At 67.0% G+C, this 20,531-nt stretch carries 21 protein-coding genes; 11 read left to right on the plus strand and 10 right to left on the minus strand.

Features of this window, described 5'->3' with window-relative positions; genetic code table 11:
• Positions 1 to 137: 137 nt before the first annotated feature.
• Positions 138 to 1,295 (minus strand): phosphoserine transaminase, encoded by a 1,158-nt coding sequence (locus tag EKE94_RS05485; protein WP_127905609.1) that lies wholly within the window; start codon positions 1,293 to 1,295, stop codon positions 138 to 140.
• 343 nt (positions 1,296 to 1,638) lie between these two features.
• On the opposite strand from EKE94_RS05485, the gene EKE94_RS05490 reads away from it, so the two are divergent.
• From EKE94_RS05490 to EKE94_RS05515, 6 genes are all read left to right on the plus strand, one after another.
• Positions 1,639 to 1,971 (plus strand): hypothetical protein, encoded by a 333-nt coding sequence (locus EKE94_RS05490; protein WP_127905610.1) that lies wholly within the window; start codon positions 1,639 to 1,641, stop codon positions 1,969 to 1,971.
• Positions 1,972 to 2,130: 159 nt separating this feature from the next.
• On the plus strand, positions 2,131 to 2,367 hold the full coding sequence (locus tag EKE94_RS05495) for a hypothetical protein (RefSeq protein ID WP_127905611.1): 237 nt from the start codon (positions 2,131 to 2,133) through the stop codon (positions 2,365 to 2,367).
• A gap of 122 nt (positions 2,368 to 2,489) precedes the next feature.
• Positions 2,490 to 2,813 (plus strand): hypothetical protein, encoded by a 324-nt coding sequence (locus EKE94_RS05500; protein WP_127905612.1) that lies wholly within the window; start codon positions 2,490 to 2,492, stop codon positions 2,811 to 2,813.
• 301 nt (positions 2,814 to 3,114) lie between these two features.
• Positions 3,115 to 3,384, plus strand: coding sequence for a hypothetical protein (locus tag EKE94_RS05505; RefSeq protein ID WP_127905613.1), 270 nt, complete (start codon positions 3,115 to 3,117; stop codon positions 3,382 to 3,384).
• Positions 3,384 to 3,965 (plus strand): hypothetical protein, encoded by a 582-nt coding sequence (locus EKE94_RS05510; protein WP_164870836.1) that lies wholly within the window; start codon positions 3,384 to 3,386, stop codon positions 3,963 to 3,965. The genes EKE94_RS05505 and EKE94_RS05510 overlap by 1 nt, the downstream gene beginning before the upstream one ends.
• The gene (locus EKE94_RS05515; protein WP_127905615.1) at positions 3,962 to 4,522 is read left to right on the plus strand and encodes a metallophosphoesterase; all 561 of its coding nucleotides are present in this window, start codon (positions 3,962 to 3,964) and stop codon (positions 4,520 to 4,522) included. The genes EKE94_RS05510 and EKE94_RS05515 overlap by 4 nt, the downstream gene beginning before the upstream one ends.
• Before the next feature lie 282 nt (positions 4,523 to 4,804).
• Here the strand turns inward: EKE94_RS05515 and EKE94_RS05520 are convergent, their stop codons facing one another.
• Positions 4,805 to 5,527: a helix-turn-helix transcriptional regulator gene (locus EKE94_RS05520; RefSeq protein WP_127905616.1), complete on the minus strand. Its 723-nt coding sequence runs from the start codon at positions 5,525 to 5,527 to the stop codon at positions 4,805 to 4,807.
• Positions 5,528 to 5,637: 110 nt separating this feature from the next.
• On the opposite strand from EKE94_RS05520, the gene EKE94_RS05525 reads away from it, so the two are divergent.
• On the plus strand, positions 5,638 to 5,856 hold the full coding sequence (locus tag EKE94_RS05525) for a hypothetical protein (RefSeq protein WP_127905617.1): 219 nt from the start codon (positions 5,638 to 5,640) through the stop codon (positions 5,854 to 5,856).
• Between the two features lie 92 nt (positions 5,857 to 5,948).
• On the opposite strand, the gene EKE94_RS05530 is transcribed toward EKE94_RS05525, so the two are convergent.
• Positions 5,949 to 8,177, minus strand: a complete 2,229-nt coding sequence (locus EKE94_RS05530; protein ID WP_206615023.1) for a transglycosylase domain-containing protein — start codon at positions 8,175 to 8,177, stop codon at positions 5,949 to 5,951.
• Between the two features lie 271 nt (positions 8,178 to 8,448).
• Here EKE94_RS05530 and EKE94_RS05535 point away from each other — a divergent pair, with 271 nt between their 5' ends.
• Together EKE94_RS05535 and EKE94_RS05540 are read left to right on the plus strand one after the other, a co-directional pair.
• On the plus strand, positions 8,449 to 8,787 hold the full coding sequence (locus EKE94_RS05535) for a P-II family nitrogen regulator (RefSeq protein ID WP_127905618.1): 339 nt from the start codon (positions 8,449 to 8,451) through the stop codon (positions 8,785 to 8,787).
• A gap of 27 nt (positions 8,788 to 8,814) precedes the next feature.
• Complete coding sequence (locus EKE94_RS05540; protein ID WP_127905619.1) at positions 8,815 to 10,326, plus strand: ammonium transporter; 1,512 nt, start codon at positions 8,815 to 8,817, stop codon at positions 10,324 to 10,326.
• A gap of 443 nt (positions 10,327 to 10,769) precedes the next feature.
• On the opposite strand, the gene EKE94_RS05545 is transcribed toward EKE94_RS05540, so the two are convergent.
• The 7 genes from EKE94_RS05545 to dapA form a co-directional block, all read right to left on the minus strand.
• Positions 10,770 to 11,792 (minus strand): DUF3618 domain-containing protein, encoded by a 1,023-nt coding sequence (locus EKE94_RS05545; RefSeq protein ID WP_127905620.1) that lies wholly within the window; start codon positions 11,790 to 11,792, stop codon positions 10,770 to 10,772.
• Positions 11,789 to 12,184 (minus strand): phage holin family protein, encoded by a 396-nt coding sequence (locus EKE94_RS05550; protein ID WP_127905621.1) that lies wholly within the window; start codon positions 12,182 to 12,184, stop codon positions 11,789 to 11,791. Before EKE94_RS05550 ends, EKE94_RS05545 begins: the two co-directional genes overlap by 4 nt.
• Complete coding sequence (locus EKE94_RS05555) at positions 12,181 to 12,807, minus strand: hypothetical protein (protein ID WP_127905622.1); 627 nt, start codon at positions 12,805 to 12,807, stop codon at positions 12,181 to 12,183. The genes EKE94_RS05550 and EKE94_RS05555 overlap by 4 nt, the downstream gene beginning before the upstream one ends.
• Positions 12,808 to 13,199: 392 nt before the next feature.
• A complete protein-coding gene (locus tag EKE94_RS05560) occupies positions 13,200 to 14,384 on the minus strand; it encodes an amino acid aminotransferase (protein ID WP_127905623.1) in 1,185 nt (394 codons plus the stop codon).
• Positions 14,384 to 15,241, minus strand: coding sequence for a 3-mercaptopyruvate sulfurtransferase (gene sseA / locus EKE94_RS05565; RefSeq protein ID WP_127905624.1), 858 nt, complete (start codon positions 15,239 to 15,241; stop codon positions 14,384 to 14,386). The genes EKE94_RS05560 and sseA overlap by 1 nt, the downstream gene beginning before the upstream one ends.
• Positions 15,242 to 15,474: 233 nt before the next feature.
• Positions 15,475 to 15,948, minus strand: a complete 474-nt coding sequence (gene smpB, locus EKE94_RS05570; protein WP_127905625.1) for an SsrA-binding protein SmpB — start codon at positions 15,946 to 15,948, stop codon at positions 15,475 to 15,477.
• A gap of 163 nt (positions 15,949 to 16,111) precedes the next feature.
• Entirely contained in the window at positions 16,112 to 16,984 is an 873-nt protein-coding gene (gene dapA, locus EKE94_RS05575; RefSeq protein ID WP_127905626.1) for a 4-hydroxy-tetrahydrodipicolinate synthase, read from the minus strand.
• 146 nt (positions 16,985 to 17,130) lie between these two features.
• Here dapA and EKE94_RS05580 point away from each other — a divergent pair, with 146 nt between their 5' ends.
• Together EKE94_RS05580 and leuB are read left to right on the plus strand one after the other, a co-directional pair.
• Positions 17,131 to 19,092: a lytic transglycosylase domain-containing protein gene (locus tag EKE94_RS05580; protein ID WP_235855910.1), complete on the plus strand. Its 1,962-nt coding sequence runs from the start codon at positions 17,131 to 17,133 to the stop codon at positions 19,090 to 19,092.
• 286 nt (positions 19,093 to 19,378) lie between these two features.
• Positions 19,379 to 20,488 carry a 3-isopropylmalate dehydrogenase gene (leuB, locus tag EKE94_RS05585; protein WP_127905627.1) on the plus strand — a complete coding sequence of 370 codons (1,110 nt, stop codon included), beginning with the start codon at positions 19,379 to 19,381 and terminating at the stop codon, positions 20,486 to 20,488.
• The last annotated feature ends 43 nt before the right edge of the window (positions 20,489 to 20,531 follow it).

Genomic DNA, 20,531 nt, shown 5'->3' on the forward strand with positions numbered 1-20,531 from the left:
GGGCTCTCCTTCAAAGAAAATGTCGGGAATAGCCGCGCGCCGGGCGCGCAGCCTGCATCCATATCGGGGGCGTCGCAGCGGGGCAGGGGCGGCGGCTCGCGCGGTCGCCGCCCCCCCCATCGCCGCGAGGGCTCCGCTCAGGCGGCCTTTGCCTGCGCGGCAAGCTCGGCCCGGTAGGCCCAGTCGATCCACGGCATCAGCGCCTTGAGATCCGAGGTCTCGACCGTGCTGCCGCACCAGATCCGCAGACCGGCCGGCGCATCGCGATAGGCGCCGATGTCATAGGCCACGCCCTCGGTATCCAGCCGCTTGGCCACGGCCTTTGCAAAGGCGGCGCCGTCGATGATCGCGGGATCGGTGAACTTCAGGCAGACGCTGGTGTTCGACCGGATCTCGGGTGTTTGGGCCAGGAAGGCGATCCAGTCGTTCTCGGCGACGAAGCGGTCGACCACGGCAAAGTTCGCGTCGGCGCGCGCCATCAGGCCCGTCAGCCCGCCTTCGGCCTTGGCCCAGGCCAGGGCCTGCAGGTAATCCTCGACCGCCAGCATCGACGGGGTGTTGATCGTCTCACCCTTGAAGATGCCTTCGTTGATCTTGCCGCCCTTGGTCAGGCGGAAGATCTTCGGCAGCGGCCAGGCGGGGGTATAGCTTTCCAGCCGTTCCACCGCGCGTGGGCTGAGGATCAGCATGCCGTGCGCCGCCTCGCCGCCCAGCACCTTTTGCCAGGAGAAGGTCGTCACGTCGAGCTTCTCCCAGGGCAGGTCCTGCGCAAAGGCGGCCGAGGTCGCATCGCACAGCGTCAGGCCTTCGCGGTCGGCGGGGATCACGTCGCCCGAGGGCACGCGCACGCCCGAGGTGGTGCCGTTCCATGTGAAGCAGACGTCGCGGCTCCAGTCGAGGGCGGCCAGATCGACGATCTGTCCATACTCGGCCTCATGCACGTTGGCGTCGAGCTTCAGCTGCTTGACCGCGTCGGTGACCCAGCCGGCGCCGAAGCTTTCCCAAGCGACCATCTCGACCGGGCGCTGGCCCAGCATGGTCCACATCGCCATCTCGAAGGCGCCGGTGTCCGAACCGGGGACGATGCCGATGCGATACTCGTCGGGGATGCCCAGAACCTCGCGCGTGTCGTCGATGGCCTGCTTCAGCTTGGCCTTGCCGATGGCGGCACGGTGCGACCGGCCCAGCGGGGCGTCGGCGAGCTTGTCCAGCGAAAATGCGGGGGGCTTGGCACAGGGGCCAGAGGAAAAACGCGGATTGGCCGGCCGCGTGGCCGGGGTCTTGTCATCAGACATAGTACCCTTCCAGATATATGCCCCTCGTTGGGGAGGGGTGTCCCACCGCCGGAAATACGCCTGCCCTCTGCAACAAGCAAGATCCAAAGTGGTTTGCATTGAAGCTGGCAGTGGGAACTGCCAGAACGATGAGGGAACATCATCCCCGGATCGGCACAAATCTGACACAGAGATTTTTCGGATGGGGCAGGAAATCAAGCCGATTGGCATGGTCTGGCGGCAGGTTTCCCGCCTGCCGCGCGTGCTGCGACCCCTCCCTGCGCCTTGCCGATTTTCGGACGCTCGGGATCGCTTCACGGCATGGGATCGATCACGGTGACGACCCTCGGGAGAGGGCAGCGCGATGAGTTGCCATGTCGAAGCGCTCTGCGACCGCCGCAGATTCGGCAGCGCCGCCTGCAAGCAGATCGCCATGTACCTCTCGAACAAGGCGAGCGACGACGGCGCCGGGAACTGGTGGTCTAAACACATCATGGCGCGACACACGGACCTGAACCTTGCCACCGTCAAACGGACGTTTCGCGATTTCCTGGACGAGGGCTTGTGCGTCGAAACCGGCGATCGGGGGGCCTGCGATCACGGCCATACCGTCGTCGATCCCTGGTCCACGAAGCTGTTGCCGGACTGGAGCCGCTGCTGCCCCAAAGGGGGGCCAAAGAGTCCGGGGACCCAGTGATCCCTCGGCGGGGGTCACCACGACCCCCTTGGCAACCCTGGGAACATTCCTTTGAAACCTCCTAAGCGCGCAGAGGAGCTTGGCAACGCCTCGGTCGAAGAACTCGTTGCTGCCGCCGCGGCATATACCGCCGAAAACGATGGCTAAACGCGCTCAAGGGTGAGCTTCCTCGCCAACTGGCTGCGGCTCGGAAAATGGCGGCGGCATGTGGATGAGTTGCGGCAGCGAAAGGTCACATCAACGGAGAGTGCCGAGAAGATCCTGAGACAGGTCGCTGGCTGGTTGAAGACCCGCCACGGGATGTGCAGGCACGTGACAAGCAGCCAGCTCGCAGCCGCCTTGCAGCGCAGCCTGATCGCTCACGACGAAGCCAGGGCTGCCGGGGTTATGAAATGACCTCGATACCCGACCGAGGCTTACGGGAGCGAACCAACGGCGCTGAAGCGACAAAAGCGCCGCCGTGTCGGCCCTTCGCCAAACTCACTCGCAGCGTCCACCAGCCGGCTGGCGGAGGGGGGGTGGCAGCCACTGCAAGCGGCTTCGATCCGGAACGGATCGGCGGCAAAGCCGTTCGCGCGGTCGAGGCGGAGTTGACGGCAGCAAAGATAAAGCTGTCCGAAGTAGCCGAACGGGAGCAAGAGGTCGAAACGCGTCTCGCCCGCGCAAGGACTGCGGACGCCAACCTGCGCACCGAGAAGGAGGCCCTGGCTCGCGACCGGAGAGCCTTTGAAGCCGCGAAGATCCGGCAGGTGACCGAAGCCGTTCGGGCGAGCATCAGGGCTGCTATCCGCGTGCTGAGCGGCGTGCTCGGCGGCTCGGCCCGGCCAGGTTGCGGGAAATAGGATCTGGAGATCACCGACAAGGCCCGCGCACAGGAATTCGGCCAGCTTGGCCTCCGTACCGCAATCATCCCGGTGGTACGCGCTTTCGCCGACGTCTGGGAACGGCTGTCGTGCCGCCTGACGAACCGCGAGCGTGCCCACGAGGCGGAAACCGCCGGACGCGCGCCTAGCAGCGTCGACGTCCAGATCGACCACCCCAAACAGAGAGATTTCAAACCATGAGGGAACTGGAGGCAAGGATCGCCGAGGTGAGCCGCCGCCGCAGCCCGAGGGAAGCAGTTCCGGCTTTCTACAGGATCGCGTGAAGGACGGACTGAGCAATCATGCAAAAGCCATGCGTGTCCAGCTTTACACGAAGACACGCCCATTTATGGGCCGCTTGGGGGCTGTTGAACGGGCTCTCGATGAGCTCCTGCAGCATCAGGGGCGCATAAATGTCCCGATTAGGGAAGCCGACAGGCGCGTGGGAACCCTGATTGTCTGGGGCGCCTTGATCTTGGTCGGCCCCGGATTGATCTCATCGCTGTTCTTTGCGACTGTCTTGCTGATTGCGCAAGCGGGCGGCCTTTGATGAGTAACCGTAAAGAGCCACGCCGGCCCATCGATGATTGCTCCTTGGTGACTTTTCGCGGCACCGTCGTCTCGGTGGCGGATCGCGTCACCCATCAGCTCAGGTCAGGACAGCACTCCTCTTCGCCCGTCCGTTCGGTTCCGGAAGTGTGGATCGTCGATTCCGAAGGCCACGAGTTGCGCTTTTGCGACGAAACACTCGGCGAATGCCGCACCGGGCACGAGATCCTGATTGTCGGCGACGGCAAGTCCGATCGCGTGCTGGCAATGCACAACCTATCGACCGCGGGGACCTGGTTTTCGACCAAGGTCTCCGATCTGCCGGTGAACCGGTCGCACGTCTTCACAATCATCTGCCTCTGCGTTGCCCTGACCTTCATGACCTGGTTCGTCACCCTGATGCTATTCGGCGAGCCATCTTACAGGGACAGCTTCTGGGAGGATCTCGGACGAATGCTCTGCTACCTAAGCGCAGTCGCCGTGGGGTGGTGGGGCCCGGAAAAAGCCCGGACCCGCTTCAACAAACGGAACGCGGCCCGGCGCGCGCGGATCGAGGCGGCAGTCGAGGACGCGATACAGTGACCCACTGGTACACCGCCGACCTTCACTTCGGGCATGAGAACATCATTCCCTTCTCTGGGCGACCGTTTCGTCACGCCGGTCACATGGATGCCGTCCTGATCGAGAATCTGTGGGAGAAGGTCGGGCCCGATGACGATCTGTGGATCATCGGCGATTTCGCGTTCGGCCCCAAGGCCAAGGATCAGGATTGGCTGTCGATGATTTTCGGCCAGCTTCCCGGTGCACGCCGCCACCTGGTGGTCGGCAACCACGATGGGCCGCTGACCCAGGGCCTGCCTTGGGATAGCGTCGACTGGATGTGCGAGGTCGAAGATCCCGCTGCATCTTTGCCGATAACGCTCTGTCATTATCCCATGATGACGTGGCACCATGCGCGCAAAGGAGCTTTGCACCTGTTCGGCCACGTTCACCATGGCTGGTGCGGAAGCGCGAACAGCGTGAATGTCGGCGTCGATGTTTGGGATTTCTTTCCGGTCACGGCGCAAGAGGCCGTACAAAGGGCACGCAAGATGCCGGAGCACAAGCATTGGGGCGATGTCGAGCCGCGGGTGCGATGACGCCCCGGGGCTTGGCCCCTTGGTCATTGGCCTGCAAACGCACCATGCGTAGCTGCTATCCGCAGCTCGCCCCATATCGGCATTCGTCTCCCAGCCAGGGGCGACCGGACACAAACGGATCGGGCGGGAAGCGGACGTTCATTGCGATCGGTGCCAAGGTCCGCTGTGCGGGACATTGCGGCCTTTCGGCGGTCATCCGATGCAACTGCTGCATGAAGACGGGAACGCTGGCATCGGGTCCGGGGTGGTGCGTGCAGGTCTTGGTGCATGCCAGCCGGTCGTTTACCTGGGTGCGGGCGAAACATGCTCGTTCAGGGAATCCCCGCTGCCAAGGTCCCAGCGGTTCTGCTCTGACCAGATCTGGCGCAGGGCCTCTCCCTGACCGGTGAAATAGGCGCCTGTCGGCTCACACGCATAGATGCGGTCGGCTCGAAAATGGCGAAGGCCGCCACGAAGCTCGCACCATGCTGCCAGCAGAACAGCGTTGATGTGATAGACGACTGCGATAGGCCGGATGTTGCGCGTCGTCCGCAGGCCCGCCCCATCCTCGTAGTCGATCCACAGCACCCGTTCTTCCCGCACGGCAGCCCGCAGCATCGCTTTCGAAACGCAGCCCAGTTCAGGATCATCATCCGGCGCACCCCAGGGCGACACCTGAAGCCAGTCCGCCGGCGCGTGAAGCGCATCGATCTTTGCCGATATTCGGTCGGCCGCCCGACGCAGCGCGCGGTCGCCCGACCTGCTGAGCATGCAGAGCCCGACGCGAAGCGCCTCCACCTCCTCTTCATCGAAATTGAGCGGCGGCAGATCGTAGCCCCGCCGCATGACATAGCCGATCCCGGGCGCGCCATCGATTGGCGTGCGCATGGCCTGAAGCGACGCGATATCGCGATAGATGGTGCGTACCGACACTTCGAGGCGTGCGGCCAGGTCGTCTGCCCGAACCGGGCCATCCGAGGCCCGAAAGATCTGGATCATTTCAAAAAGGCGGTTTGATTTGGTCATGGCCGGTGTTCGATCGAGGCAAGGCTCCTGACACCATACGCGCGTCCGCTGACAAGACCATGTCAGGAGTGATTGGCGATGCTTCAGCTTCCGAAGCAGGAGAATCGTCGATGAGCTACTACGATCACGCATCCCTTCTCGCCCTGCGCCTTGGCCCCTGGGCCAACCCTGAAAAGCGAGCGTCGTCGAGCGCAGGCAAGGAGATCGAAGCGGCGCTCCTGGCGCATCGGCCATCGGCCATCGCGTCGAAACCCGCCGGGAACGGTGCCGCCCCTGTCGCCGCACTTCGGCGCTTTCTCCGCGATGGATTTTCAGGAAGGTCCTCCTGATTTCCTCGTTAGAGCTGCGGAGCGGCGTTTCCCAAACCGAACGCGCATGACACTCTGCAGAACCTTTCCACATATCGAGGTCGGCTAGGTGCTCAGTCTCCGCCCAGGATGTCACCCAGAACGTTCATCAGGATATCCTCGACGCTGTCCTTGCGCTGTGGCTGGGGGGCGGGCAGGGGCTGACCGCCGCCGTTTTCTGCCAGCGTACCGGACGAGGTGGTGGTGGTTCCCTGGTACTGCGGCGCCGGCGCGGGGGCGGGGGCAGGCTCGGGCGGGCGGCGCATCGGCAGGGGATGCACCGGCAGGCCCTCGTGCACCCGCAGCATGGTTTCCCGCCAGATCTCGGCCGGCAGCCCGCCGCCGGTGACGCCGGTCAGCGGCCTGTTGTTGTCGTAGCCCATCCAGACGCCCGCGACGTAGTCGGCGGTGAAGCCCAGGAACCACGCGTCGCGCGCGGCCTGCGTGGTCCCGGTCTTGCCCGCAGCCTCGCGGTCGGGAAGGTTGGCGCGCTGGCCGGTGCCTGAGGTCACGACCTGCCGCATCATGTAGACCAGCTGCTGCGCCGCCTCGGTCGAGATCACGCGTTCGCCCAGCCCGCCGTCCTGGCCGATCAGCGGGGCCGCGTCGCCCTGAAGGCGCAGGTCGATCAGGCCGTAGGGATCGACCGAGGTGCCGCCGTTCAGGATGCCCGCGTAGGCGCCCGTCATCTCGATCAGCGTCGATTCCGAGGTGCCGAGCGCCAGCGCGGGGCCATTGGCCAGATCGCTGACGATGCCGAAATCCTCGGCCACCTTGCGGACGTTGTCGCGGCCCACCGATTCGCTCACCCGCACGGCGGCGGTGTTGAGCGATTCGCGCAGCGCGTTGGTCAGGGTCACGTCGCCGCGGTAGCGGTGATCGTAGTTCTCGGGCGACCAGTTGCCCGACCCGGGTATGCTGAGCGTCAGGGGCGCGTCGGTCACCGTGTCGTTGGCGTTATACCCCAGTTCCAGCGCGGTGGCGTAGACGAAGGGCTTGAACGCCGAACCGGTCTGACGCTTGGCCATGATTGCCCGGTTGAACTGGCCGGCGACGCCCTTGAACCGGCGCCCGCCGACCATCGCGCGTACCGCGCCGTCGGCCGACATCACCACGATCGCGGCCTGCGCCTCGGAGCCTTCGCGGACCTTGGTGTCGAAGACGTATTGCAGCGCCTCTTCCGCGGCGCGCTGCATGCGCGGGTCGAAGGTCGTGCTCATCAGCACGTCCTCGGTGGTGTCGCGACTGACGAAGCTGGGGGCGGTGTCCATCACCCAGTCGGCGAAATACCCGCCGGCGCGGGCCTCGGCCGCTGCGGAAAGCCGGGCAGGATTGGCGCGGGCCGCCGCGGCCTGCTCGGACGTGATGTAGCCCTGCGCCTCCATCAGGCCGATGATGACCTCGGCCCGGTTCTGCGACCGGGTCAGGTTGTTGGTGGGGGCATAGCGCGTCGGCGCCACCAGAAGCCCTGCAAGCATCGCGGCCTCGGCGGGTTGGACGTCTGCCGCCGACTTGCCGAAATAGCGTTGCGCCGCCGCTTCGAAGCCGCGCGAACCCTCGCCCAGGAAAACCCGGTTCATGTAGATCGTCAGGATCTCGTCCTTGGAGTACTTGGCCTCCATCGCCAGCGCATAGACGGCCTCCTTGGCCTTGCGCCAAAGCGAGGTCTCGCGGCAATCGGCCTCGTACGCCGTTTCGTTTTCCCAGGTGTCGGGGTCATAGGGCACGCCCAGGCACAACAGCTTGGCGGTCTGCTGGGTGATGGTCGAGCCGCCGTGCCCGGACAGCGGCCCGCGGCCTTCGCGCAGGTTGATCTTGACCGCGCTGGCAATGCCGATGGGGTCGACGCCGATGTGATTGTAGAACCGCTTGTCCTCGGTCGCGACGATGGCATGGCTCAGCACCGGGGCGACGCTGTTCGCGGTGATCTGCCCGCCGAACTGTTCGCCGCGCCACGCGAAAATCTCGCCATTGCGGTCGAGCAGGGTCACCGACCCGCGCGCGCGCCCGTCCAGAAGGGCCGACACCGGGGGCAGCTGGGTGTAGACGAAGAACACCGCCGCGGCGAGCAGAAGCCCCACGACAAGCGCGCCGCGCCAGGCAAAGCGCCAGATCAGCGACAGGACCCAACCGAAGAGCGCCGCCAGCCAGCCCAGTGGCCCGCGCCGCCGCTGCGGGGCCGCGGCGCGGGTCTTGCGCCGCTTGGCGGCGGGCTTCGAGGCCGTGCGTTTCTGGGTGCCGCTTCCGCGGGACGGGCGGCGGTCGGCCACCAGTCGGGATTTTCCGTTGCCGGAACGGGGCATGTCCGGTCTCCGATCTCTGCTCGTATTTTTCCGGCAACCTACAGGGAATGACGGCGGAAGTGGATAGAATGCCGGTAAGCTGTCGAATTTTTCATCTGCTTAATATCCCGGCGCTCGGCATGAATTGTGCAAAAATTGTGCATCATTGCGCTCGCCCATCACGCGAACCCGGTCTGTCGGCTTGAGTCCGCTCAGCGACGGCGTGCTTTCTCGCATCGTGAACTCTTTGCGAGGGTCGGCCTGTCTCTCGCACGAATGGAAGGGGACAGACGTGAAACTCATCATAGCAGCAATCAAGCCGTTCAAGCTCGAGGAGGTGCGCGAGGCGCTCACCACCATCGGCGTGCGCGGCATGATGGTGACAGAGATCAAGGGGTTCGGCTCGCAGTCGGGCCACACCGAAATCTACCGCGGCGCCGAATACGCGGTGAACTTCGTGCCGAAGGTGAAGCTGGAGATCGTCGTTGCCGCCGCGATGGCCGACCAGGTGGTCGACACGATCGCCGCCACCGCGAAAACCGACAAGATCGGCGACGGCAAGATTTTCGTCGTCGACGTGCAGAGCGCGGTGCGCGTCCGCACCGGCGAGACCAACGACAACGCGCTGTGACGCTGGGGAATGAGGGAGTCTGAACGAATGTCCAACCTGAAATATATGCTGGCAGCGCTCGCGATGGCGGCGCTGACGAGCGTGTCGCTGGCGCCCGCGCCGGTCTGGGCGCAGGATGAGCCGGCTGCCGAGGCCGTCGACGATGCCGCCGACGCCGCCGGCGCCGCGGTCGAAGAGGCGGGCGATGCCGTCGAAGCCACGGCCGAGGCCGCCGCCGACGCGGTGACGGCCGACACCGCGCCGGCCGAGGCCACCGCCGCCGACACCACGCCGCCGAACGACGAGATCGGCTATATCTTCACCACCTTCATGTTCCTCGTCGCGGGCTTCCTGGTGATGTGGATGGCCGCGGGCTTTACCATGCTCGAAGCCGGGCTGGTGCGTCAGAAGAACACGACGATGCAGCTGATGAAGAACATCGCGCTGTTTTCGATCGCCGGGGTGATGTACTACCTGATCGGCTACAACCTGATGTATCCCGGTGACGGCTGGTCGATCCCGGGGTGGCTCGGTGCCTTCACGATCACCTCGCTCGAACCCGTGGGCCTGGCCGATACCGAGACCGATCTCACCTATGCCTCGGTCGGCGCCGACTTCTTCTTCCAGCTGTTCTTCTGCGCCACCACGGCCTCGATCGTGTCGGGCACGCTGGCCGAACGCATCAAGCTGTGGCCCTTCCTGATCTTCACGGTGATCCTCACCGGCCTGATCTACCCGATCCAGGCGTCGTGGAAATGGGGCGGCGGTTTCCTCGCAGCCGAGGGCGGCTTTATCGACGCGACCTTCGGCGCGCCGTTCCAGGACTTCGCCGGCTCGACGGTTGTGCACTCGGTCGGCGGCTGGGCGGCGCTTGCGGGCGCGCTCATCCTCGGGCCGCGGATCGGCAAGTATCGCGACGGCGGGATCTTTCCGATGCCGGGCGCCAACCTGCCGCTGGCCACGCTGGGCACTTTCATCCTGTGGCTGGGCTGGTTCGGTTTCAACGGCGGTTCGCAGCTTTACATGGACACCGCGGCCAACGTGGCCGACATCAGCCGGGTCATGGTCAACACCAACACCGCGGCTGCGGGCGGGGCCATCGCAGCGCTGTTCCTGACGCAGATCATGTATCGCAAGCCCGACCTCACCATGGTGCTGAACGGCGCCCTGGCCGGCCTGGTGGCGATCACGGCCGAGCCGCTGTACCCGTCGCTGACGGGCGCGCTGCTGATCGGCGCGATCGGCGGTGTGATCGTGGTCTTCGCGGTGCCGTTCCTCGACAAGCTTAAGATCGACGATGTCGTGGGTGCGATCCCGGTGCACCTTTGCGCCGGCATCTGGGGCACGCTTGCGGTCTGCCTGACCAACCCCAATTCGACCTTCATCGGGCAGCTGGTGTCGGTCATCATCGTGGGCGTCTTCGTCTTCGTGGTCAGCTTCGTGGTCTGGCTGATCCTGAAGGCCGTCATGGGCATCCGCGTCTCGGAAGAGGAAGAGATCCTGGGGCTCGACGTTGCCGAACTGGGGATGGAAGCCTACCCCGAGTTCTCGAAGGGCTGAGCCCGCGCATCACCGGTGCGCCCCCGCGGCGCCCCGGTCGAGCATGAAACCAGAAAGGGGCGCGGCGCAGGCCGCGCCCCTTTTTTGCCTGTGGGGCTGGCGTGGACCAGAGGGCACGCGCCGCCGCACCCCGGCGGCGTCGGAAAGCCGGAGGTGGGGCCTCCATAGTTCGGACCGATGGATCATGGAGCGCTGGAAGAAAAGATCGAACCGGGTGGCTGCAGCGCAGGTCACGGCGGGGTCCGACAACTGGCTACCCGGTCTGCGTTCTGCGCCAGCGGAGTCGGCGCGGGGAACGACCCCGGGAGCTAAAAATGGTCCCGGACTTGACGAAAGTGCCCTAACGGACGCCGCGCGGTCCTTGGCCCCTCGGCGCCGCGCAAAGGAAAGGGGGGTGCGGCCCAAGCCGCACCCCCCTTGTCGGATCCGTCGGTAAGCGTCGTTCAGACGTTGCCGAAATCCTGTTTCTTGGCTTCGTTCTCGGTCGCCTTCTCGACGTCGTGGGCGGCGGTCTTGGCGCGCTCCTCGGCCGACTTCAGCGTCTCGGACGCATTTTCCTTCAGGTCGCGGCCAGCCTGACGCAGTTGCGCCTCGGTCTCGTCGCGCGCGGTCTTGGCGACTTCGCCCAGCTTGCTCCGCTCTTCGCGATAGATGCGCTCGGCCTCGTCGAAGAGGTCGTCGCGATACGCGCCGAAGGTCTCGTCTTCACGCTTGGTGCGCGGCAGGGCGGCGCCGACGGCCACACCCAGAACCACGGCCAGACCACCCACGACCAGCGGCTGGTCGTCGTAGAAAGCGGTCGCCTTCTCGCGGCTTTCGCGGGCGTAGTATTCGGCCTTCACTTGCGCCTCGTAGGCGCGGGTGCGGGCCGCCATCACGCGCTTTTTCGCGTCTTCGGACATCTCGTTCGTGCCGTCGCTGATCCGGTCGCGCAGTTGGCGGGCGGACACGGCTGTTTCGCCGTAGCGACGCTCGCCTTCGCGGCGCGCCTTGGCCCAGCGTTCCGAGGCGCTGGCCTTGGCCGCGCCGTAGCGTGCGCGGGCATCGGCCCGGTAACGTGACAGCGAAGCACGGGCACGGCCCCAGGGCGAGCCTTCTTCGTGATGCTCTTCGTCATCCAGCTCGGCCGGGTAGGGCGCGCCTGCCGGCACCGGGCCGCGCGGCTCGGGGTAGCGGGGGCCATGCTCGGCATAGCGGTTGTCGGACGACGAGCTTCGTGCGTTCGAGATGGCGAGCCATGCAAGTCCGGCCGCGGTCAGGGCGAGCGCCGTGGGGTTGCGCTGCACGGTGCGGCTGACGCCGTGCAGAACGTCCGACGAATGCTCGGATACGCTGTCTGACACGCCACGGAACAGGTGGTCGAAGGACAGCTTGTCCTGAATGCTGCCGATCGTCCGCGTCAGCTGCGACCGTTCTTCGGCGATCTCGCGTTCGATTTCTTCGGGCGTGCGGGGTTCGTAACTCATTTGATAGCTCCTTTCACGGCAGCTGCATCTTGTTTGACACTTTCAACGGACCGCTTGGGGGCGAGGCTCGCGCTTTGCAGCTGGCTCAGGCCGGTGCGGACCATGATGAAAGCGATGATCATGAAAACGATGCCGACGATCAGCGCCGACCATCCGGCGTTGAGGTCCGTCACTTCGGCGAGGCCGGCAACGACGGCGGCGACGAGAACGTTCAGCGCCACGAGGATCACGAGGAGGGCCGAGACGATCAGCCCCAGCGCGGTGCCCACCTTGCGCAGGCTGCGGTCGGCCTCGGCACGCGCAAGGTCTATTTCCTTGCGCACGAGGCCGCTCACATGAACCATCGCGTCCGACAGAAGCGTTGTCGTCGAGCGGGGGTCCTGCTCGTTCATTTCACCCCTCCGCCTGCGGTGGTCGTGCCGACGGGCGCTGCCGTGGCACCGCCGCGTGCGGGCGCCGTGGCCGAGGGGGCGGGCGGCACGGGGCCACCCGGGGCGGGCGTCGTGGCCGGCGCGGGCGCAGGGGGCGGGGCCGAGCGGGCCGCCATCGGCGCCACGTTGCCGCGGTCGACGGGATCGTCGTAGTGATCGCCGCGCGCCGAGGATTTGAGGAACCTACCGGCCGCAAAGCCCAGCAGCGCGGCGCCACCCAGGAAGGCAGCCGGGTTGCGGCGGGCGAAGGACGTCAGCTCGTACGCCATTTCGTCCAGTTCCATGCCGCGCATCTGGTCGGCGGTGTCGGCAACGCCGTCGGCGAGGCGGGCAAAGATCTTTTCCTGCGGCGAGCCGTCGCGAAGGTCGCTCGAGGCCTTGCGCAGCGCGTCGGCGACCTTCGAGGTCTCGTCCGCGGTGGCGTTCTTGGTCTCGCGTCCGTACTCATAGGCGCGATCACGGGCGTCGTGGGCGAAATCCGTCGCCTTTTCGCGCGCGGCCGAAGCAAGCTCTTCGGCGCCCGAGCGCGCATCCTGAGCGGCCTTGTCGGCCGCGGCTTTCATCTCTTCGGTAGTGTTGGCCATGGGGTGACCTCCGTTTGCTGTCCGGGCTTGCGCCGTCCTGCGCTGCCTCGTTCCCCTCGTCGCGAGGGGCGCGTGGACGACGCGGTGCGCGTGCTCTCGGGGTCTGAACTGCACGAGGTGAGGAAAAGTTTCGCCGCGCGGTCACGCGGGCGTCATCTAGTGTCAGGGCGCGGGAACGGAGAAGGCTGTGACAGGCGGGCACAGCAAGGCAGGGCCTGCCCGGTCCAGGATGGACGGGGCGGCGTTCCGGCGAAAAGATATGGTTTCAGGGGGGCAGCAGCACGCGGGGCCGGACTCGTGCCTCGTGACGGCCGCGGGGCTGAAGAGGGCGGTCCCGGGCAGAAAACCGCCCGGAACTTGATCGGCCAGGGATGCGGCGCGGGCCTAGGGCCTCAGGCGCAGGTCTGCGCGATGGCGCGGGCCAGCACCGGCACCGTGTCGGCGTTCAGCCCGGCGATGTTCAGGCGGCTGTCGCCCACCATGTAGATTCCGAAATCCTCGCGCATCTTCGCGACCTCGTCGGGCGAGGCGCCGAGGCGCGAGAACATCCCGCGGTGATCGGCGATGAAGTCGTAGCGCGACGAGTTCGTGCGTTGCCGCAGCTCGTCCGCCAGCTGCCGACGGAGCGCGAGCATCGACAGGCGGGTCTCTTCAAGCTCGGCCTGCCAGTCGGCGCGCAGGTCGGCGTCGCCCAGGATTGTCGCCACGATCCGGGGGCCGTGGTCGGGCGGGAAGGAGTAATTCGCGCGGTTGAGTGCGTTCAGCACCAGCTGCACCGTGCCCGCCTCGCTTGCATCCGACACGGTCAGAAGCAGGCCGGCGCGTTCGCGATAGATGCCGAAGTTCTTCGAGCAGGAGGCCGCGATCAGAACCTCCGGCAGGCGCTCTGCCAGAAGCCGGGTACCCGCCGCGTCGGCGTCGAGCCCGTCGCCGAAGCCCTGGTAGGCGATATCGATCATCGGGGTCGCGCCACGCTCGGCCAGAAGATCGGCGACGCGGGTCCAGTCGGCCGCGGTCAGGTTGGCGCCGGTGGGGTTGTGGCAGCAACCATGCAGCAGCACGATGTCACCCTCCGCGACCTCGGCCAGATCCGCCAGCATCCCCTCGACATCGACCTTGCAGGTCGCGTCGTCGAAATAGCGATAGGTGCGGGTGGGCATTTCCATGTGGCGCAGGATGGTGATGTGGTTGGGCCATGTCGGGTCCGACACCCAGACGGTGGCATCCGCGCGTCCATGAGCCTTGACCAGTTCGAATGCCTGCCGCACCGCGCCGGTGCCGCCGGGGGTGGCGATCGCGGCGGTGCGGCCGGGGTCGATGCCTTCGCCCAGGATCATTCCCGCCAGGCCGCGGGCATAGGCGGGATCACCGGCCAGCCCGGTGTAGGACTTCGTCGTCTGCTCGTCCCAGATCCGTTTTTCGGCCGCCTTCACCGCGCGCATCACCGGGGTCACGCCCTCGGGCGTGCGGTAGACGCCGACGCCGAGGTCGATCTTGGCGTCACGCGGGTCCTCTCGGAACATCTGCGTCAGGGCGAGGATCTTGTCGGGGGCGGGGGCTTTCAGGCCGGACAGCATCAGCGGTCTCCAGTGACGACGGCGAGGTCAGAATACATGCCCCATTCGGCCCACGAGCCATCATAGAGCGCGTGATCCCCGTGCCCGATCCGTTCGAGCGCGAGGGAGAGGATCGCGGCGGTGACGCCCGATCCGCAGGTGGTGATGACGGGGCGCCCGAGGTCGACGCCCGCCTGCGCGAAGGCTGCACGCAGGTCGTCGGTGCCGCGCATCGTGCCGTCGTCGTTGAGGACGGCGCGGAAGGGCAGGTTCTTCGAACCGGGGATGTGGCCCGCGCGCAGACCCTGGCGCGGCTCGGGATCGTCGCCGCGGAAGCGCGAGGCGCCGCGGGCATCGACGATCTCGTGATCGCCCAGTTTGGCGGCGGCGGCGACCTGCGTCACGTCGCGCACCAGCTGGTTCTGCTTGCGCGCGGTCATGTGGCGGTCGCGGATCGCCGGGGGCAGGTCGTCGACCGGGTGCCCCTCGGCCCGCCACTTGGGCAGGCCGCCGTCGAGGACGGCGACGTCGGTCTTGCCCATCAGCCGGAACAGCCACCAGAAGCGGGCTGCGGAGAACAGGCCCAGGCCGTCGTAGATCACGACCTGGTGGCCGTCGCCCACGCCGAGCGCGCGCATCCGGCTCATGAACTTTTCCGGCGGCGGGGCCATGTGAGGCAGGTCGCTGCGGCTGTCGGAGAGGTCGGACAGATCGGCAAAGCGCGCGCCGGGGATGTGGGCCACGTCGTATTCCGCACGCGGATCGCGCCCCGCGTCGGGCAGGTACCAGGATCCGTCGAGGATCCGGAGGTCCGGATCGGACAGGTGCCGGGCCAGCCAGTCGGTGGAAACCAGGGTATGCGGATCGTCCTGGGACATGCAGATCACCGTGTCGCAAGGGTTTCCCTGCCTTAGCCGCCCTGCGGACGGGCTGCAAGGTATCGGCGGGGCCACGGGGACGGGGCCACGGGGCATGGGGGCGCATCGGGGGCGGCCGGTCCGCTGGGGGGCAGGCGGGGCGAGAGTGGGTATTTTTGAAGAGAAGAAGCCAGGGGAGGCGCCGTGCGCTGCGCGGGCGCCTTGCCCCACGGTTCGGCGGCGGCGCCCCCGGCTCAGGCGTTCTGGCGCAGGAGGCGCTGTTTCTGGCGCTGCCAGTCGCGCTTGGCTTCGGTGGCGCGCTTGTCGGGCGCCTTCTTGCCCTTGGCGATGCCGATCTTGACCTTGGCGATGCCGCGATGGTTGAAATACAGCACCATTGGCACGAGCGTCATGCCCTTGCGCTGGGTTTCATTCCAGAGCCGCGCGAGTTCCTTGCGCGAAACCAGAAGCTTGCGGCGGCGCCGGTCCTCGTGCCCGAACATCGCCTGTTCGTAGGGAGCGATATAGGCGTTCACCAGCCACAGCTCACCGTTTTCGACGGCGGCATAGCTTTCGGCGATGTTCGAGGTGTTCTGCCGCAACGACTTCACCTCGGACCCCATCAGCTGGATGCCGCATTCGAGGTCGTCGTCGATGGCATAGTCGTAGCGTGCGCGCCGGTTCTCGGCGATCACCTTGTAATTCGGGTTGTCCTTGGGCTTGGCCATTGCGGAGACGTAGAGGGGACGCGTGCCGGGATCAAGGAGGCGATTGAAGACGGGGCACACGAAAGGTTTCGAGCGGGAGGGGGAGCCGGGGGTTTGCACCCCGGCTTCGCCTGTGCAGCGCATCTGCGGGCCCCCGGGCGGTCCGCAGACGCTTCGGGCAGGGTCAGAGCAGGCCTGCGTGTTCCATCGCCGCGCGGATCTCGGCCTTGGTGGCGTCGGTGGGCTGTTCCAGGGGCAGGCGCACCTCGGTCGAGCACAGGCCCAGCAAGGACAATCCGTATTTCGCCCCCGTGAGCCCGGGTTCGAGGAAGATCGCCCGGTGCAGCGGCATCAGCCGGTCCTGCAGCGCAAGCGCGCCGGCCCAGTCGCCCGACAGCGTCGCCGCCTGGAACTGCGCACAGAGCTTCGGGGCGACGTTGGCGGTGACGCTGATGCAGCCTACGCCGCCATGCGCGTTGAACCCCAGCGCCGAGGCGTCTTCGCCCGAGATCTGCAGGAAGTCCGTGCCGCAGGTGATGCGCTGGAGGCTGACCCGCGACACGTCGCCGGTGGCGTCCTTCACGCCTACGATGCGCGGCAGCTTTGCCAGTTCGCCCATCGTCGCGGGCGTCATGTCGACGATCGACCGGCCGGGGATGTTGTAGATCAGGATCGGCAGGTTGGCCGCATCATGCACCGCGCGGAAATGCGCCATCAGACCCGACTGCGTAGGCTTGTTGTAGTAGGGCGTCACGACGAGCGCGCCGTCGGCGCCCACGGCTTCGGCATGCCGGATCAGCCGGATCGATTCCGCCGTGTTGTTCGACCCCGCGCCCGCGATCACCGGGATCCGCCCGGCCACGGCCTGCACCACCAACTCGACCACCTGTTCGTGCTCGGCATGGCTGAGCGTCGGGGTTTCCCCCGTGGTGCCCACCGGCACGAGGCCTGAGGACCCTTCGGCGATGTGCCAGTCGACAAGTTTCTTCAACGTGTCCACATCCACCTTGCCGTCCTTGAACGGCGTGACGAGGGCGGGCAGGGATCCCTTGAACATGGACACGCTTCCTTCGGTCTTCGGGGGCGCGGTTCGCGTTTCGCGGGCGCCCGGTGTTGTGATCGCGGGCGGACCCTATAGGCGTCACACCGCCTTGCCAAGTTTGTGTATTGAACGCGCCCGCATGGAGCTTAGTTTTCCGACCCATGCGTATGATTGCCCTGTCCGCCCTTCTTGCTGCCACGCTGACCGGCCTTCCTGCCGTTTCGGCGCAGGAACGCCTGCCCGGGGGCGCCGCCGCCCGCGCCCTGTCCGACGGCATGGACGAGATGCGCGCCGGCGATTGGTCCGATGCGCTGTCCGAGGCTGCAAAGGCCGGGCCCGTCGCGCGCGACGTGTTCGAGTGGCACCGCCTGCGGGCCGGGCGCGGGACTTTCGACGAGGCCATCGCCTTTCTCCGCCGGCGGGGCGACTGGCCGGGCCTGCCCTACCTCAAGGAGCAAATGGAAGAGTCGCTGCCCTTCGAGGGTCGCGGGCCCGATGTGATCGCCTTTTTCGCCGACACCACGCCGGAGACGGGACATGGTGCCGTCGCCCTGGTCGAGGCCTTTGCCCAGATCGGCAACGAGGGCGATGCCCAGGCCGAGGCCACGCTGGCCTGGCTGACCCTGCCCATGGATGCGGAGTCCGAGGCGCTGCTGCTGGCGCGCTACCCGGACGTGCTTGAACCTCATCATCGCGCGCGGCTTGACATGCTGTTGTGGCGCGGTGCCGAGGCGGCGGCGCGGCGGATGCTGGCCCGGGTGGACGACACCGGGCTTGCCGCGCTGGCCGAGGCCCGGCTGGCGCTGCGCCAGAACCGCGCCGGTGTCGACGACCTGATCGAGGCCGTGCCGGCGGCGCTGCAATCCGATCCGGGGCTGGCCTACGAACGGTTTCGCTGGCGGCTGGGCCACGGCCTGAAGGAGTCGGCCATCGAGCTGATGATCGCCCGCAGTTCCCAGGCGGCGGACCTCGGACAGGCCGACGCCTGGGCCGCGCACCGCGGCGATCTGGCGCGCGAACTGATGCGGGCGGGCGACCACGAGACGGCCTATGCCGTTGCCGCCGCGCATCACCTGCGGGAGGGCGGCACGTATTCCGACCTCGAATGGCTGTCGGGCTACCTCGCGCTGCGGTTTCTCGACGCGCCGGCCAAGGCGCTCGAACACTTCCGGCATTTGCGGCTGTCCGTCGACACGCCTATATCCTTGGGCCGGGCGGGCTACTGGGAAGGGCGCGCGCACGAGGCGCTGGGCGATGTCGAGGGGGCGCAGGCGGCCTATGCCTTCGGCGCGGAGTACCAGACCAGCTTTTACGGCCTTCTCGCGGCCGAGCGCGGTGGCCTTCCGCTGGACCCCGCGCTGACGGGGAAGGAGACCTATCCCTCGGTCTCGGTCTCGGCCTTCCGCGACAGTTCGGTCCTCGAGGCGGCGCTGCTGCTGCAAAGCGCGGGCGAGCGCGATCTGGCCGAGCGTTTCATGGTGCATCTGGGCGAGACGTTGACCGAGACCGAGCTTGGGACGCTGGCCGATGTCGCGCTGGCGCTGGGCGAGCCGCATATCGCGCTGAGGGTGGCGAAGCAGGCGGCGCGCATGGGGTATACGCTGCCGCGGTCCTATTTCCCGGTGATCGAGCTGGGCGTGGCGGACATGCCAGTGTCGCGGGAGCTGGCGCTGGCCATCGCGCGACGCGAGAGCGAGTTCAATCCCGGGGTGTCGAGCGGCGTGGGCGCGCGCGGGCTCATGCAGCTGATGCCCGGGACCGCGCGCGACGTGGCCCGCGAGATCGGCGTGGCCTATTCCTCGGAGCGGCTGTTTACCGACCCGAGCTACAATGCGCGGCTGGGGACCACTTACCTTGCCGGGCTGATCCGGCAGTTCGGCGATACGCCGGTGCTGGTTTCGGCGGGATACAACGCGGGCCCGGGGCGTCCGCTGACATGGATGCGCGACCGCGGCGATCCCCGCAGCGACGAGGTCGACGTTGTGGACTGGATCGAGCACATCCCCTTCGATGAGACGCGCAACTACGTGATGCGTGTGGCCGAGTCGCTGCCTGTCTACCGCGCGCGGCTGACCGGCGAGACCGGGCCGCTGAACTTCACCGACGAGCTGAAGGGGCGGTAGCCGGACCCCGAGGCGCGGATCCTTGCGGATCCGCACGCGATGCATCGGGGCAGGGGGCGGTCCGCCCCCTCTGCGCCTTGCGGCGCATTCACCCCCGGAGAGTATTTGTAGAAGAAGAGAAGATGGGGACGGGAGAAGGGGGCCTGCCTGGCGGCGCGTTGGCGGCGCTTTCGTCGGTGGCGCGTGGCCGTTGCCCGGCGGGAGGTGCGGGCGGGGTGAACTTGACCCCGGGGCCGCGTTTGGCTAGCGCCTTGGCGTCCTAGCCCCGATCAAGGAGATGCGTCCCGTGCCTACCCCCTCTCTTCTCATCCTGCCCGGCGACGGTATCGGCCCCGAGGTCATGACCGAGGTGCGCAAGGTCATCGACTGGTTCGGTGCCAAGCGCGGCCTGTCCTTCGAGGTGTTCGAGGACCTGGTGGGCGGCGCGGCCTACGACGCGCACGGCACGCCCCTGACGGACGAGACCATGGCCAAGGCGCAGGGCGTGGACGCGGTGCTGCTGGGCGCCGTGGGCGGCCCGGCCTACGACACGCTGGATTTTGCCGTGAAGCCCGAGCGGGGTCTTCTGCGGCTGCGCAAGGAGATGGACCTCTTCGCCAACCTGCGGCCCGCGCAGTGTTTCGATGCGCTTGCCGATTTCTCGTCGCTGAAGCGCGACGTGGTGGCCGGGCTCGACATCATGATCGTCCGCGAGCTGACGAGCGGGATCTATTTCGGCGAGCCCCGCGGGATCATCGACGACAACGAGGGCGGGCGCGTCGGCGTCAACACCCAGCGCTACACCACCGACGAAATCCGCCGCGTGGCGCGCGCCGCCTTCGAGCTGGCCAAGAAGCGCGGCAACCGCGTTTGCTCGATGGAAAAGGCCAACGTGATGGAGTCGGGCATCCTCTGGCGCGAAGAGGTGCAGTGGGTGCATGACAACGAGTATCCCGAGGTCGAGCTTAGCCACATGTACGCCGATGCCGGCGCCATGCAGCTGGTGCGTGCGCCCAAGCAGTTCGACGTGATCGTCACCGACAACCTGTTCGGCGACCTGCTGTCGGACGCGGCGGCGATGCTGACCGGGTCGCTGGGCATGTTGCCCTCGGCCTCGCTGGGGGCGCCGATGGAGAACGGCCGGCCCAAGGCGCTCTATGAGCCCGTCCACGGCTCGGCCCCAGACATCGCGGGTCAGGGCAAGGCCAATCCGTCGGCCTGCATCCTGAGCTTTGCCATGGCGCTGCGCTATTCCTTCGACCGGGGCGACGAGGCGACGCGGCTGGAACGCGCGGTTGAGACCGTTCTGGCGCAGGGTGTCCGCACCGCCGACCTGATGCAGGCCGAGGGCGGCAGCCCCGCCTCGACCAGCGACATGGGCGATGCGGTGATCGCGGCGCTTGAGGCGTCTCTCTGAGAAAATCATCGGGCGCGCCATGTGGCGTGCCCGATGTTCCTGC

The organism is Mesobaculum littorinae (assembly GCF_004011175.1).
GTDB classification, from domain to species: Bacteria; Pseudomonadota; Alphaproteobacteria; order Rhodobacterales; family Rhodobacteraceae; genus Tranquillimonas; species Tranquillimonas littorinae.

Excerpts from the sequence above, each read along its gene's own strand:
- EKE94_RS05485 (WP_127905609.1), bottom strand. The coding sequence starts at position 1,295 with ATGTCTGATGACAAGACCCCGGCCACGCGGCCGGCCAATCCGCGTTTT.
- EKE94_RS05490 (WP_127905610.1), top strand. The coding sequence starts at position 1,639 with ATGAGTTGCCATGTCGAAGCGCTCTGCGACCGCCGCAGATTCGGCAGC.
- EKE94_RS05510 (WP_164870836.1), top strand. The coding sequence starts at position 3,384 with ATGAGTAACCGTAAAGAGCCACGCCGGCCCATCGATGATTGCTCCTTG.
- EKE94_RS05520 (WP_127905616.1), bottom strand. The coding sequence starts at position 5,527 with ATGACCAAATCAAACCGCCTTTTTGAAATGATCCAGATCTTTCGGGCC.
- EKE94_RS05525 (WP_127905617.1), top strand. The coding sequence starts at position 5,638 with ATGAGCTACTACGATCACGCATCCCTTCTCGCCCTGCGCCTTGGCCCC.
- EKE94_RS05530 (WP_206615023.1), bottom strand. The coding sequence starts at position 8,177 with ATGCCCCGTTCCGGCAACGGAAAATCCCGACTGGTGGCCGACCGCCGC.
- EKE94_RS05540 (WP_127905619.1), top strand. The coding sequence starts at position 8,815 with ATGTCCAACCTGAAATATATGCTGGCAGCGCTCGCGATGGCGGCGCTG.
- EKE94_RS05545 (WP_127905620.1), bottom strand. The coding sequence starts at position 11,792 with ATGAGTTACGAACCCCGCACGCCCGAAGAAATCGAACGCGAGATCGCC.
- EKE94_RS05550 (WP_127905621.1), bottom strand. The coding sequence starts at position 12,184 with ATGAACGAGCAGGACCCCCGCTCGACGACAACGCTTCTGTCGGACGCG.
- EKE94_RS05555 (WP_127905622.1), bottom strand. The coding sequence starts at position 12,807 with ATGGCCAACACTACCGAAGAGATGAAAGCCGCGGCCGACAAGGCCGCT.
- EKE94_RS05560 (WP_127905623.1), bottom strand. The coding sequence starts at position 14,384 with ATGCTGTCCGGCCTGAAAGCCCCCGCCCCCGACAAGATCCTCGCCCTG.
- sseA (WP_127905624.1), bottom strand. The coding sequence starts at position 15,241 with ATGTCCCAGGACGATCCGCATACCCTGGTTTCCACCGACTGGCTGGCC.
- smpB (WP_127905625.1), bottom strand. The coding sequence starts at position 15,948 with ATGGCCAAGCCCAAGGACAACCCGAATTACAAGGTGATCGCCGAGAAC.
- dapA (WP_127905626.1), bottom strand. The coding sequence starts at position 16,984 with ATGTTCAAGGGATCCCTGCCCGCCCTCGTCACGCCGTTCAAGGACGGC.
- EKE94_RS05580 (WP_235855910.1), top strand. The coding sequence starts at position 17,131 with ATGCGTATGATTGCCCTGTCCGCCCTTCTTGCTGCCACGCTGACCGGC.